Annotated in this window: 10 protein-coding genes and 1 pseudogene; 4 read left to right on the forward strand and 7 right to left on the reverse strand. The window is 72.3% G+C overall.

All coding sequences use genetic code 11. The features are described 5' to 3' along the window. Positions 1-4 precede the first annotated feature (4 nt). A pseudogene (locus tag P8T65_RS10470) lies at positions 5-948 on the reverse strand (adenosine kinase). A gap of 223 nt (positions 949-1171) precedes the next feature. After that, the gene (locus P8T65_RS10475) at positions 1172-1678 is read right to left on the reverse strand and encodes an ATP-binding protein (RefSeq protein WP_316725154.1); all 507 of its coding nucleotides are present in this window, start codon (positions 1676-1678) and stop codon (positions 1172-1174) included. 429 nt (positions 1679-2107) lie between these two features. On the opposite strand from P8T65_RS10475, the gene P8T65_RS10480 reads away from it, so the two are divergent. The 3 genes from P8T65_RS10480 (at position 2108) to P8T65_RS10490 (ending at position 4209) form a co-directional block, all read left to right on the forward strand. Continuing rightward, positions 2108-2983 carry a helix-turn-helix transcriptional regulator gene (locus P8T65_RS10480; protein WP_230213194.1) on the forward strand — a complete coding sequence of 292 codons (876 nt, stop codon included), beginning with the start codon at positions 2108-2110 and terminating at the stop codon, positions 2981-2983. 61 nt (positions 2984-3044) lie between these two features. Beyond that, positions 3045-3257 carry a DUF397 domain-containing protein gene (locus P8T65_RS10485; protein WP_045559951.1) on the forward strand — a complete coding sequence of 71 codons (213 nt, stop codon included), beginning with the start codon at positions 3045-3047 and terminating at the stop codon, positions 3255-3257. A 136-nt stretch (positions 3258-3393) separates the two neighbouring features. Then, positions 3394-4209 carry an SAM-dependent methyltransferase gene (locus P8T65_RS10490; protein ID WP_316725155.1) on the forward strand — a complete coding sequence of 272 codons (816 nt, stop codon included), beginning with the start codon at positions 3394-3396 and terminating at the stop codon, positions 4207-4209. A gap of 168 nt (positions 4210-4377) precedes the next feature. Here the strand turns inward: P8T65_RS10490 and P8T65_RS10495 are convergent, their stop codons facing one another. From P8T65_RS10495 to P8T65_RS10510, 4 genes are all read right to left on the reverse strand, one after another. Continuing rightward, entirely contained in the window at positions 4378-5463 is a 1086-nt protein-coding gene (locus P8T65_RS10495) for a LacI family DNA-binding transcriptional regulator (protein WP_316725156.1), read from the reverse strand. 352 nt (positions 5464-5815) lie between these two features. Continuing rightward, complete coding sequence (locus tag P8T65_RS10500) at positions 5816-8221, reverse strand: beta-galactosidase (RefSeq protein ID WP_316725157.1); 2406 nt, start codon at positions 8219-8221, stop codon at positions 5816-5818. Next, positions 8221-9999, reverse strand: coding sequence for a beta-galactosidase (locus P8T65_RS10505; protein ID WP_316725158.1), 1779 nt, complete (start codon positions 9997-9999; stop codon positions 8221-8223). Before P8T65_RS10505 ends, P8T65_RS10500 begins: the two co-directional genes overlap by 1 nt. A gap of 53 nt (positions 10000-10052) precedes the next feature. Next, entirely contained in the window at positions 10053-11303 is a 1251-nt protein-coding gene (locus tag P8T65_RS10510; RefSeq protein WP_316725159.1) for an MFS transporter, read from the reverse strand. 481 nt (positions 11304-11784) lie between these two features. Between P8T65_RS10510 and P8T65_RS10515 the strand changes: the two genes are divergently transcribed. Then, positions 11785-12240: a GNAT family N-acetyltransferase gene (locus P8T65_RS10515; protein ID WP_316731540.1), complete on the forward strand. Its 456-nt coding sequence runs from the start codon at positions 11785-11787 to the stop codon at positions 12238-12240. 101 nt (positions 12241-12341) lie between these two features. Here the strand turns inward: P8T65_RS10515 and P8T65_RS10520 are convergent, their stop codons facing one another. Then, positions 12342-13658, reverse strand: coding sequence for a hypothetical protein (locus tag P8T65_RS10520; protein WP_316725160.1), 1317 nt, complete (start codon positions 13656-13658; stop codon positions 12342-12344). Positions 13659-13760 lie beyond the last annotated feature (102 nt).

Below are 13760 nucleotides of genomic sequence, written 5' to 3' on the forward strand. Positions count from 1 at the left end.
CGGGTCAGGCGGTCAACTTGGGTGCTCTGGACAGGAGTTCGGACCGGCGGATCGCATCGGTGCGGGTCGAGGGGACGGTGCAGGCGTACGCGCCCGCGATGGCGCCGAAGAGGGCTCACCGACTCGGTGGTTCGCCGGTGACGCGGCCGAAGAGGTAGCCCGCCGCGAAGGCGTCGCCCGCCCCGTTGGAGTCCTCGACCGGGGTCGGCGGGGCCACCGACGGAACATGGCTCAGCTCGCCGTCGACGAGGTGGTACCCGCCCCGTGCCCCGTCCGTGGCGACGACGGTCCGGGCCCGACCCCGCTCGCTGACGCGGCGCATGGTCTTCTCCGGGTCGGGGAGCGCGGCCGCCGACAGGAAGACGAGGTCGGCGGCGAGGGCGAACGGCTCGTGGTACGGGTTGACGCCGTCCCAGTCGTGCAGATCCGTCGAGACGGTGACCCCCAGCTCGCGCAGAACGGGCAGCGAGGCCGCGCACGGCCGGCTGATGGAGACGTGGACGTGGTGGCTGGCCCCGGCCAGCGCGCGGACCGTGTCCGGGGGCAGCTCGTTCACCTCCTGGCTGCGGCTGCCGTCGTAGAGCGAGCAGCGGCGTCCGTCCGGGCCGACCAGGTTCACCGCGCTCCGGGTGCCGCCCGGCAGGGGCGCCTCGGTGAGCGGGATGCCCCGGTCGCGGTGGAGGGCGCGGACCAGGTCTCCATGGGGGTCCCCCCGGTTCGAGCGCAGTCGAGAGGGAGGTCGTCACCGAGCAGGTCGAAGTGGTGCGTGCGCAGCCCGAGCGCGTGCGTGGCCACCGCCATGAAGTCGCCGGTCTGTCGGGCCCGGGTCTCGACGGCCGGCACCGGATGGCTGTCGGCGAACGGGAGCGGCAGCTCGGGCACGTAGACGATGGTGTCCACGCCCGCCCCGCCCAGCACAAGAACATCGATCTCGGACTCGCTGCGCACGGCGCCTCCAGCGACGACGGTCTGACGTGAAGGCAGCGTACGTCCGACGGACTCCCGCGCCCGAAAGGGGCGCGGGGAACTACGCGACCCGCCACGACGACGCCACAGACCAACGGCGACACGCGCGCCCCCGCGGACGCGTGGCAGCTAGCCCGGACAGCGCGCCTCGGCGGACGGCAGGGCGGGGCCCAGGGCGCCGTATCCGACTCTCCCGGCGGAGCGTCTACGTCCAGGACGGGTCGGTCAACGGAAACCCTCCGCTCTCGTGCGAGGCCGTCGGAGGGGCGGGCTCGGCGGTTTCCCGGCCCTCCGACGGCAGTTCCGCCCAGACGACACGACCGGACCGTTGTGGGGTGTCGCGCACCCCCCAGTCGCTGCTGAGCATGCCGACCAGCATGAGTCCGCGCCCATTCTGGTCGTCGGGGCCCGGACGGCGCCGGGCAGGCTGTGCGTGACCGCTGTTCTGATCCTCCACCTCGATCCGCAGCCGACGGCCGGTGAAGTGCAGCCGGCACACGATCCACTCGCTGTCCGTGTGGGTCAACGCGTTGGTGACCAACTCGGAGGTGATCAGGAGCACGTCCTCACGGATCTCCGGACGCACCTCCCACTCGTCGAGCAGCTCGCGCACGATTCTGCGCGCCTCGCCCGCGGAGGCGGGCACCGCGGGCAGTCCGAACACGCCCGCGCGGTGGGGTTCGTACGCCTCTGTGCCAAGGGGTGGGTACATGGTCGGGGCTAACCGGTCCGGGGACTGGGGGAGGGTGGGCGGAGCCATCGCCGTATGCCTTTCGTTGGCCCTTCGCACCGGTGGAGTGCCGGTGCCACGGCCGTCTCGCCACTCGGCACGAGCTCTGGCAACTCGCGTCGAACAGCGCTGAGTTGCGGCCACATCTCCCCCAACCTGGCCGCGCGGCCCGAGTGTTCGCCAAGGCCGTGACGGTACGTCCACTGTGGCATCCGTGAACAACACCTCGCAACCAGCAAGTTGAAATTTGCAAGTTGTGGGTCGCATGCTGCCCCCGATCGAGCCAAGATCGTGTCAGACTGCGCTCTCGAAGCGACTCGCACAACAACGCGCATTCTTTGAACGAAAGCGCGCAGGACCCGTAATCGAGTTCGACATGACCTCTGTGGCACGGTGTGAGGGGTGGTGGGCGTGACCGCGGAAACGGACTGGGGCGGCGCCCCCTCCGTCCTACGCATGATCCTCGGCAGACAGCTGGAGGAGTTGCGCACGCGCGCCGGCCTGACCTTCGAGCAGGCGGGTGAGGCGATCGGTGTCAGCCATTCCACGATCCGACGTCTGGAGTCCGCCAAGGTCGCCCGGTTGCGCCTGCCGGATGTCGAGAAACTGCTCCAGGTCTACGGGGTACGGGACCAGCAGGAGATCGAGACCTTCCTGAAGTCGGTCCGCGAGGCCAACAAACGCGGCTGGTGGCACACCTACCGCGACGTCCTGCCCGACTGGTTCGCCGCCTACCTCAGCCTGGAGCAGGCCGCGCTCCAGATCCGCGCGTACGAGGCACAGTTCGTGCACGGCCTGCTCCAGACCGAGGAGTACGCCCGTGCCCTGCTCGGCGCCGGCAACCCGCACGCGGCGACGGAGGACACCGAACGGCGGGTGGCGCTGCGGATGCGCCGACAGGAACTGCTCACCCGTGCGGGGCCGCCGCGGCTGTGGGTGGTGATGGACGAGACGGTGCTCAGATGGCCGGTCGGCGGACCGGACGTGATGCGCGCCCAGATCGACCATCTGATCGAGCTGAACCGGCTGCCGCATGTCACGGTCCAGCTCATGCCGTTCCACAACGGCCCGCACCCGGCGATGCGGGCCGGTGCGTTCCATCTCTTCCGGTTCAGGGCTCCCGAGTTGCCCGACATCGTCTACCTCAGCGGTCTGGTGGGCGCGGTGTATCTCGACAAGGGGGACGACGTCGTCGTCTACCGAGAGGCCATGGACCGGCTGGGCGCCCAGTCGGCGCCCGCCCGCAAGACCGAGGCCCTCCTCGGCGCGCTACGCAAGGAGCTCTGACGTGCACCACCGCATATCCCAGGCAACGACCCCCGGAGTACACAACGACGTCCGCAACGGCATGCCCGCCCGCGACCTCGGCGCCCAGGACTGGCACCGGCCGTGGAGCGACGACGCGGGCGGCGCCTGCGTCGAGGTGAAGAAGCTCGCCGACGGCCGGGTCGCCGTACGCCAGTCGACCGACCCGGACGGCCCCGCGCTGCTCTTCACCCCCCGTGAGATGACCACCTTCCTGGCCGGCGTGAAGGCGGGCGAGGCCGACTTCCTGCTCTGAACCGCACAACTTTCTTGCTCTCACGCCTCGTTGACGCACCACCTGTTTGTGGATCCGGGGGTTCCGGCACTTGTCGAACCCCCGGGGCCTGCCCGATCGTGCACCTGGACAGAACAACTTGATGGGAGGGACGGCGTTGCCCGACAACGGATGGCCGGCCGACCGGATCGACACCGAGCACGCGCACTCCGCGCGTATCTACGACTACATCCTCGGCGGCAAGGACTACTACCCGGCCGACAAGGAGGCCGGTGACGCGATGGCGCACGAGTGGCCGGCGCTGCCGGTCCACATGCGCGCCAACCGCGACTGGATGAACCGCGCGGTGCGCTGGCTCGCCGAGAAGGCGGGCATGCGCCAGTTCCTCGACATCGGAACCGGCATCCCCACCTCCCCCAACCTCCACGAGATAGCCCAGTCGGTGGCCCCCGAGTCCCGGGTCGTCTACGTGGACAACGACCCGATCGTCCTTACGCTGTCCCAGGGGTTACTGGCCAGCACCCCCGAGGGCAGGACCGCTTACATCGAGGCGGACTTCCAGGACCCGGAGACCGTCCTCGGCTCTCCCGAGTTCCGGGAGACCCTCGACCTGAACGAGCCGGTCGCGCTCACCGTGATCGCGATCGTCCACTTCGTGCTGGACGAGGACGACGCGGTCGGCATCGTCCGCCGGCTCCTCGAACCCCTCCCCTCGGGCAGCTATCTGGCGATGACGATCGGCACCGCCGAGTTCGCCCCCGAGGAGGTGGGCCGGGTCGCCCGCGAGTACGCGGCCCGCGACATGCCGATGCGGCTGCGCACCATCGACGAGGCCCACGAGTTCTTCGAGGGCCTGGAACTCGTCGAGCCGGGCATCGTCCAGATCCACAAGTGGCACCCGGACGGCACGGGCGAGCAGAACATCCGCGACGAGGACATCGCGATGTACGGCGCGATCGCGAGAAAGCCGTGAGCTAGGACGGCGTGCGCCTGGCCCTGCTCTCTCACCCCGGGCCAGGGCGCGCCCCGTCAGGGGCCCGCCAGGGGCCCCTGACGGGGCGCGGGGAACTGCGCGACCAGCCCCCACCGAACCCGCGGTCGCCCGAAAACCCACCATGGCAGCCCCGTAGGCGCCCGGAACCTATCCCGCCGTCCCCGTACTGTCACGAACGATCAGCTCGACCGGAATCACCGTCTCCCTCTCCAACCCCTCCCCCACGTCCTCCGGATCGTCCAACTGCGCCAGCAGCAGCCGCAGCGCCCGCCTGCCGATCTCGGAGAAGTCCGTACGGATCGTCGTCAGCGGCGGCAACAGGTGCGCCGCCTCCGGGATGTCGTCGTAGCCGACCACGCTCACGTCGTCCGGCACCCGGCGTCCCGCCTCGTGCAGGGCGCGCAGCAGACCCAGCGCCATCTGGTCGTTGGAGACGAACACGGCCGTGACGTCCGGGCGGGCCGCGAGGCTCCGGCCCAGCGCGTAGCCGGAGTCGGCGCTCCAGTCCCCGACCAGGGGCTCGTGGACGCGTGCGCCGGCGTCCCGCAGGGTCTCGCGCCAGCTCGCGGCGCGTCGGTCGGCGGACGTCCAGCCGGTGGGGCCCGCGATGTGCCAGACGGTGCGGTGGCCGAGGTCCAGCAGATGCCGGGTCGCCAGCCGGGCGCCCGCCGTGAAGTCTGAGGAGACCACGGGGGTGCCGTCGCCGAGGCCGTTGTCCAGCATCACCAGCGGGGTGTCCGGGCGGGCCCGCGCGAGCGCGGTGGCGACGGGCCGCTGGGGGGCGATGACGATGATCCCGTCCGCGCCCTCGGCCGACAGCCGGTCCACCGCCTGCACGACGGTGTCCCGGTCGGCCGTGTCGAGGGCGATGGAGCTGACGAGGTACCCCGCCCTCTGGGCGGCCGTGTTGATCGCGGTCAGGGTGGAGGCGGGGCCGAAGCGGGCCGCGTCGAAGGAGATCACGCCGAGCATTCGGGTGCGGCCGCTGGCCAGTGAGCGGGCACTGCGGCTGGGGCGGTAGCCGAGCGTCCGCATGGCCTCCAGCACGGCCTCGCGGGTCTCCGCCCGGACCGCCGGGTTGTCGTTGAGGACGCGGGAGACAGTCTGTTTGGAGACACCGGCGAGACGGGCGACGTCGTCCATCACCGGGCGGGAGCCGGCGAAGTTACGGCGGCTGCGGCGGGCTCCGCCGGGGCCTCCGGCCGCACCGCCGTCCGTGGTGCCTGGTGGCATGCGGCTGCTTCCTTTTCGACGGGGGGTGGGGGTTGGGCGGGGTGGGGTGGGGTTTGGGGCCACAGGATAGGTCCGAGGGTTTCGCCCCCGCCGCCCCTACCCGTCCCATCCCCAGGGGCTGCGCCCCTTCGACCCCCAGACGTCCGCCCGGTGGGGCTTCTCGCGCAGTTCCCCGCGCCCCTAAAAACTCCAGGCCCTGCGGGCCTGGAGGAGCCGGGGCGCAGCCCCGCTTTGGCAGGGGCGCGGGGAACTGCGCGACCAGCCCCCACCGGACCCGCAGATGGGGGTCATAGGGGCGCAGCCCCTGGGGATGGGACGGGTAGGGGCGGCGGGGGCGAGGGAATCCCGGGGGTCAGCCCGGGCCGAGGGGCCAGGTTCGGGGCGTGACGCACTCCGCCCCCAGCACCTCCGCCGGCACCAGCGAACCACCCACCCGACCGGGCACATACACCGGCGCCCCCTCCCCCAGCGGCAGCACCCGCAGCCGCAACGCCCCCGCGGGCAACCGGTCGAGACCGATCTCCCAGACCCGCCCCGAGAAGAACTGGTCGGCGACGAGACGCTCCCCCGCGTACGCCCGCGCCACATCACCGGTCCAGTGCAGACGAAGGAGGGCGCCGGGCGGCGGATCGTCCGGCAGGACGACCTCGTACTCGGCGGCCACCGTGTCGAAATGCTCGTCGGCAGGCACACTCGCCCGCCCCAGTACACCCGTCGTGACCGGAGGTGCCGCACCGGGAGGGCGGACCAGCGTGACCGGCAGCGCACCGTCCGCCCCACCGGAGCCGCGTCGCCCGTCCTCCTCCGCCACCACCAGCGTGTAGCGGACGAACACCCCGTCCACTGCCTCCTTCACCGTCGCCCCGGTCATCACCGGCGCCCGCTCCGGTGCGGGCAGGACGGCGAACGACGGCTCCCCGACCGCGGAGTGGAGGCGTATCTCGTCCGCGTGGGCGTCGAAGACCACACCGCCGTCGGCCGACAGGACCAGCCGCTCGGCACCCCAGGCGGGCCCCCGGTAGGCGGTGCGGGCCGTCGCCGCGTCCAGGACCAGCAGGCCGACCCGGCGGCCGTCGGCGGTGTCGACCTCCACCAGCGCGTCCGTGCCGGGGCGCAGCCCCGTCACCAGGGCCCGGTCGCCCGCGGTCGTGACCTCGGCGCCCGGCGGCGCGGACACGGTCGTCACGGTGCGCAGGTCCAGGGCGAGTTCGGGGGCGATGCCGTCGGTCGCGGCCAGGACCAGGATCGTACGGCCACGGCCGTCGTCGACCGTGCAGACGGGTTGCGCGGTGGCCCAGTCGAGCCGCAGCCCAGCCACCTCCAGCCGCAACGGCCAGCAGAAATAGGCCCCTTGGGGGATGGTGACGGGTGCGCTCGGCAGCGACAGCACCTCACCGTCCCCGGGGAACTCCACCTCGAAGGACGTGTCCGGGTGGTCCGGCAGCGGCTCGTGCGGCTGGTGGTTGTTGACGAAGAGGAAGCCGGAGCGGTCGTCGGCGCGGACCGCCCAGCGCAGTGTCCCCCGGTCGTCCTGGCCCACGGGGAGCGACTCGGGCAGGACGGACTCCATGGGGGCGATCAGCGCGCCGAAGTCCGCCAGCATCAGGTGCTGGAGGCGGAGTTCGTCGTAGGAGGGGCGGTACTGGCCGTACTCGCCGAGGGGGGCCTGGAAGTCGTAGCTGAGGCGGGGGAGGTCGTTGGGGTAGCCGGTGGCGTGGGATTCCTGAAGGGGGGTGAGGTCGCCCGGCGGGTTGGTGCCGCCGTGGAACATGTAGTAGCCCTGCCAGACCGAGCCGCAGCCGATCTTGGTGAGGCCGAGGGCGCCGACGTCGGCGGCCTCGACACGCGGACGACGGTGGTACGCCACCGCCATGCCGCCGCCCAACTCGCAGGTGGCCCAGGGGAATCGGTCCGCCGAAGCCTCCGGGTCGCCGCCCCGCACCGTCGTCGGGCGCAGGTCCGCGCCGATGCCCTCGTCGTCCCGCTGGTGGGTGAAGAAGAAGTGCTTGCGGCAGGTGTCGGGCCAGCCGCCGTCCGCCTCGGTCCAGAAGGCCTCGGGGTAGCCGCCGTAGAGGGGGACGAGTTCGTCCGGCGGCAGCCGCACCCCACCCCAGGCGGTCGACGTCCACAGGGGTGCCGCCAGACCGGCCTCCTGGGCCATGCGCTTCAGGGTGAGCAGATGGTCCGGCTGGTCGTACAGCTCGTTCTCGATCTGGATGGCGACGATCGGGCCGCCGTCGGCCCGGCCCAGGCCCCGGAGCTGCTCGGCGACGGCCGCGTACCAGGTGCGGACGGGGGCGAGGTAGGCCGGATCGTCGGTGCGCGGGGAGTCCGTGCGGACCAGCACCCAGTCGGGCAGGCCTCCGTTGCGTACCTCGGCGTGGACCCACGGGCCGATACGGGGGACGAAGTCCAGGCCGTGGCGGGCGCAGAGTTCGGCGAAGCGGCGCAGGTCACGATCGCCGTCGAAGCGGACGCGGCCCTCGCGCTCCTCGTGGTGGATCCAGATGACGTACGCGGCGACGACCGTCACCCCGCCCGCCTTCATCTTCAGCAGTTCCTCCTCCCACTCCCCCGCCGGGTAGCGGGAGTAGTGGAACTCGCCGGAGACGGGGAACCAGGGGCGGCCGCCCCGCGTGAGCACCCGGCTGCCGACCTCGATGGGGTCGGGCACGCCGGGCGCGTCGGCGAAGGGCAGGTGGCCCCGCCGCGAGGGGGCGCCGCTCCCTCGGAGGCGCACGCGGTGCGGCCGCGTCATCAGGGCTTCACCGGGCCCAGGTCGGGCGTGTCCGTGAACTCCGCGCGCGTGCTGGTCGTGGCGTTGAGCTCCAGCAGGACCAGGTCGTTGCTGCCCGGGCGCAGGACGGGGCCGGGGACGTACAGGGTGCGCTGGGGGCCCCGGTTCCAGTAGCGGCCGAGGTGGAAGCCGTTGATCCAGGCCTGGCCCTTGGTCCAGCCGGGCAGCGACAGGAAGGTGTCGGCGGGGGTGTCGACGTCGAAGGTGCCGTGGTGGAAGGCGGGGACGGTGACCGGGGTCGCGTCGGCGGCTGCGAAGGGGACCGTGGACAGGTCGGTCAGCGGGAGGCGGTGGGTGTCCCAGCCGAGCAGGGAGGTGCCGTTGAAGGTGACCGGGCCGAGGAGTCCCTTGGCGGCGCCGATGCGGGGGCCGTAGTTGACGCCGCCCATGTTCTCGACCAGTACGTCGAGCGTGGCGCCGGGGCGCGGGACGCGCAGCGGCAGCGTCTCGTCATGCCGTTCGCGTTCCAGCACGCCGACGGGGGCGCCGTCCACGAAGACCTGGGCACGGTCGCCGACCCCGCCGGCGAAGTGCAGCAGGCCGTCGCCCGCCTCGGGGAGCGTGGTGCGGTACAGGGCGTAACCGGAGCGCTGGCCGAACTCCTCCATGGTGAGCGGGTGTTCGCTGCGCGCCACGGCGGCGCCCGCGAGGGTGGTCGCGTACGGCAGCAGGGGTGCCCGGCGGTCCAGCTCCACGGTGAGGCCGGAGAGTCTGGGCGCGGGTGCCGGGACCGGCTCGTCCGGGACCGGCGCGTGGCGGGAGATCACCTCGCGGAAGGCGTGGTACTTGCGGCCCGGGTCGCCGGACTCGGTGAGGGCGGCGTCGTAGTCGTAGGAGGTGACGATCGGGGCGTAGCACTGGTCGTGGTTGGCGCCGTTGGTGAAACCGAAGTTGGTGCCGCCGTGGAACATGTAGATGTTGACGGAGGCCCCGGCGGCCAGCAGCTTGTCGAGGTCGGCGGCGGCGCTCTCCGCGTCCCGCACGTGGTGCTCCTCGCCCCAGTGGTCGAACCAGCCGATCCAGAACTCCGAGCACATCAGCGGCCCTTCGGGCATGTGGGCCCGCAGCGCCTTCAGGTTCTCGTCGATCCTGCCGCCGAAGGTGGCGGTGGACAGGACGCCGGGCAGGCTCCCGGCGGCCAGGTGGTGGGCGGAGCCCGCCTGGTCACACGTGAACAGCAGTTCCTCGACCCCGCGCGACCGCAGCGCCTGGTGCACGTGCTTGAGGTAGGCGGTGTCGTCGCCGTACGCCCCGTACTCGTTCTCCACCTGGACGGCGATGACCGGGCCGCCGTTCGCGGCCATGTACGGCAGCAGCGGGGGCAGCAGGATGTCGAGGTAGCGGTCGAGGGCGTCGGTGAAGCGGGGGTCGCTGGAGCGCAGCCGAATGTCCGTGTCCGAGGTGAGCCACGAGGGCAGACCGCCGCCGTCCCACTCGGCGCAGATGTACGGGCCGGGGCGCAGCAGGACGTGCAGGCCCTCCTCGCGGGCGAGCCGCAGATAGCGGGGCAGGTCCAGCAGGCCGTCCAGGACGAGGGCGCTGTCGGGGTCGGGCTGGTGGAGGTTCCAGGGGACGTACGTCTCCACGGTGTTGAGGCCCATCAGGCGGGCCTTGCGCAGCCGGTCCGCCCACAGGTCGGGGTGGATGCGGAAGTAGTGCATCGCGCCGGAGATGATCCGGAACGGTTCACCGTCGAGGAGGAAACCGTCGGACGACGTGGTCAGAGCGGGCGAGCGCAAGGCTGTTTCCCTTCGGCTGGGACGTGCGGGCAGGGTGGCGGGAAGCGACTGGGCTACGGCGAACCGGAGCTGGAGCGGGTGGCCCGGATGAGCCAGAGGGTGGCCGCCAGGCACACGGCCGAGACCGCGCCGAGCAGCAGGGGGACCGCGCGGACGCCGGACCACTCGATGGCCTTGCCGAGCGCCGGGCCGGCCGCCACTCCGCCGATCATGGAGGCTGCGATGACGAGCGCTCCGGCCCGGCGGGCGCGGGGTGCGGCAGCGTTCAGCCAGGGCAGGCCGGTGGGGAAGATCGGCGCGATGAACAGGCCGACGCCGGCGTAGGCGTAGGGGGCGAGTGAGGGCACCGAGGCCAGCAGCAGGCAGACCGTCATACCGGCGCAGGAGACGGTGATGATCGTCTGGGGGGAGTGGCGCAGGGCGATGGGGGCGACCAGGAAACGGCCGACCGTCATCATCAGCCAGTACACGGCGGTGGCGGTCGCGGCGGCCCCGGCGCCGTATCCGACCGTCTCCAGGTGGGTGGGTTCCCAGCCGCCGACGCCCGCCTCGATGCCGACGTGCAGGACGTAGAGGGCGACGAACACCGCGAGCACCGAGCCCAGGCTGCGGCCGAGCACCGAGCCGCCCGCCGCCGTGGCGGGAGCGCGGGCCGCGTCGGGTGCGGTGGTCGTGGCGGGTGCGGCGGAGGCGGGCGGGGACACCTGGTCGCGTACGCCGCGCAGGCAGAGCAGGAGGGGCAGGTTGGCGGCGGCGAAGGCGAGGAAGAGCGCCGGGTAGTGCTCGGCGCCGACGGCGGCGATCAGGGCGGGGCCGAGGATCGCGCCGATGCCGAAGTGGGCGTTGAGGATGTTCAGCATGGCGGTCGAGCGGTGGCCGAAGCCGACGGCGAAGAGCTGGTTGAGGCCGTAGTCGATGCCGCCGAACCCGAGTCCGGCGAGCAGGGCGGCCACCAGTCCGGCGGGCCAGTTCGGGGCGAGCGCGAAGCCCGCCGCGCCGAGGGCCATCAGCAGGTAGGAGGCGCCGAGGATCCGGCGGTTGCCCATGCGGCCGAAGAGCCGGTCGAAGAGCAGCACGCCGACGACACCGCCGATGAAGTGGGCGCTCAGCCCCAGCCCGGCAGCCGACGGCGACAGGTCGTGGGCGTCGCGGAAGGCGGGGATGGCGGGGCCGTACAGCGCCTGCAGCGCGCCGATGAGGACGAAGCCGACACAGGACGCGACCACGGCCGCAGGGTTGAACACCCTCGTCTCCGGGGCCGGTCGGATGTGCTTCACCTCTCGCGCGGTCGGTGTGTCGGGCACGCGGGACTCCGCCTCTCCGTGACTGGGCCACTGGCAGTGTTACCGGTAACATCACCAACGTCAAGATTGCCCGCGAGCCTGGGTGACGAGCGGTGCGGGCGCATCGGGCGGGGCCTGAGGGAGGCCGGTGGTAGCGAGGCGGGACGCACGCGCGTTCCGCCGGGGCCCGAGTAAAAGCGGGTGGTCGCCGGAGTCGGCCACGTGCTTCCATGCCGCGGTGAAGAGCGAGAAGGCAGTTGGGGAGAACGTGTCCGGCGAGAAGGTGCCCGGCGGCGACGCGGCCGACGGGAACGTGTCCGGTGACGACTCACCCGGCGCCGACCCACTGACCGCGAACGCATCCGACGCCGACACATCCGCCGAGCGCACGCCCAGCGCCGACGCACCCGCCGAGAACGCGTCCGACGCTGACGCGCGCCCCCAGAATCCGGACCGGCGTGTGCGACTTCGCGCCGGTGGCGACCTCGGGGACTGTGTCCGTGTGCTCGCGGAGGTCCACGCACGCGACGGCTACCCGGTGAACTGGCCCGAACGACCCGCCGAGTGGCTGTCGCCGCCCTCGCTCGTCGCCTCCTGGGTGGTGGAACAGGGCGGCCGGATCGCCGGTCACGTCGGTCTGTCCCGGAGCGACGCGGGCGATGCCGCGCCAGGGCTGTGGAGTGCCCGGACGGGGACGGGAGCCGACCGGATCGCCGTGATCAGCCGTCTCTTCGTCGCGCCGTCGGCCCGTGGCCGGGGGCTCGGGGCGACGCTCCTCACCCGCGCGGCCTCCGAGGCGCGGGAGCGCGGACTGCACCCGGTGCTCGACGTGGTGGCGTCCGACACCGCGGCGGCGGCCCTGTACGAACGGCTCGGCTGGCGACTGCTGGCCACGGTCGAACAGCGGTGGGGCCCGGACCAGACGGTGGCCGTCCGCTGTTACGCGGCGGCACCCTGATCGCGCCCTCGTCCCTGCACTCCCCCCGCTCCCGTCGGCCCGGAGCGGAGGGGTGGACGCGCCCGGGAGCGGGTGCCGGGCGCGCCCTGCGGTGGGGCCGGTCAGCAGATCGTCTGGGCGCTGTTGACCAGGCGGTTGTTGCGGAAGGTGGTGTTCTCGCCGCAGGGGCTCTCCCTGATGGACGAGTTGGTGACCGTCAGGTTCTGCACGGTGATGTCACGGTTGTTGGCGAACTCCGACCGTGCCGCGAGCCGGATCTCACCCCCGCCGGAGACCGTGCCGCTCTGGGCCACGAGGTTCACGTTGTAGCAGTTCTCGATCAGGATCGCGTTGTTGCCGGTGTTGGTGAGGTTGATCCGGTCGATGACCGCGCCACCGCTCTCGGAGACACAGAAGACACCGCGTCCGCCGCCGCGCGCGACCACCTCACCGACCCGGATGTTGGTCGGATACGCGCTGCCCACCCGGCCGTTGCGGTTGGCCATGCGGAACGCCGCGTACCCGGTGCCGGCGCCCGCCCCGTCCGCGTCCACCTTGGTGACCGTGGCGTTGATCGTCTGGTTGAGGAGCAGCCCGGACTCGCCCACGTTCCGGGCGGTCACCGTCCCGACGGTGAGCCCGTCGACGCCATACGTCTCGACCGCGTGGCTGCTCGCGCCCGCCACGTACACGTTGTCGATCCTGACGTTGCGCGTCCACTGGCTGGTGTCGCCCCGGTTGTCGATCCGTACGCCGAGGCCGCGCGATAGACGCATGTCGAGCTGGCCGAGGACGACGTTCTGGACGTTGCGCAGGAAGATCCCGTACAGCGGGGTACCGGTGAGGTTGAGGTGCTGGACCTCGATGTCACGGGTGCCCCGGGAGTAGACCGGCGCCTGGTCGCCCGAGCCCGTGCCCGTGACGTTGATCGTGCCGCACACGTCGAGCACGGTGTAGCTCGGCAGCGAGACCCGGGAGCCCGCCCCGATGGACCCGGAGCCGCGCACGACGACCCGTTCCTTCGAAGTGCGCCCGGAGGTGAGGCTGTTGACGGCGGCCTGCATCGCCGCGCGCATGTCGGTTCCGGTGTACGTGACCGTGCTGCCGCGCCGAGCGGTCCAGGTACCGCCGCTGAGCACGGCCTCGGCCTGGTACGAACCCTCGCCGCACGCCGCCGCGACCCGCGCCTCGGCGGCCGGGGCCGCCTCCAGTTCCTGGGCCGGACTCGCGGGCCCGGCCAGCGCGGCGGCACCGGTGAGCAGGGCGGTCGCACACGCGGCGGTGACGAGGGCGCGGGATCGGGTGCGAGTGTGGGTGCGGCGGGGGGTCGGACGTGCGGCGTCACCGAAAGCGCCGACGGCGGTGGGGGCTGTGGGCGTGGTCGTGGGCGTGGGCGTGGGCGTGGGCGTGGTCGTGGGGGCTACGGCTCTGCGTCCCATCTCGGCTTCTCCTGTGGGGGGTTCGGCCCGCCTGCCACGCGCTCACCGTCCGTCGCGTCCTTCTCGTCGAACTCGTTTCGGCAGGCGATTCCTAGGGCGGGC

This window comes from Streptomyces sp. 11x1 (assembly GCF_032598905.1).
In the GTDB taxonomy this organism is placed as follows: domain Bacteria; phylum Actinomycetota; class Actinomycetes; order Streptomycetales; family Streptomycetaceae; genus Streptomyces.

Coding starts and splice junctions, on each gene's coding strand:
- P8T65_RS10475 (WP_316725154.1), bottom strand. CDS start 1,678: ATGTACCCACCCCTTGGCACAGAGGCGTACGAACCCCACCGCGCGGGC.
- P8T65_RS10485 (WP_045559951.1), top strand. CDS start 3,045: ATGCCCGCCCGCGACCTCGGCGCCCAGGACTGGCACCGGCCGTGGAGC.
- P8T65_RS10495 (WP_316725156.1), bottom strand. CDS start 5,463: ATGCCACCAGGCACCACGGACGGCGGTGCGGCCGGAGGCCCCGGCGGA.
- P8T65_RS10500 (WP_316725157.1), bottom strand. CDS start 8,221: ATGACGCGGCCGCACCGCGTGCGCCTCCGAGGGAGCGGCGCCCCCTCG.
- P8T65_RS10520 (WP_316725160.1), bottom strand. CDS start 13,658: ATGGGACGCAGAGCCGTAGCCCCCACGACCACGCCCACGCCCACGCCC.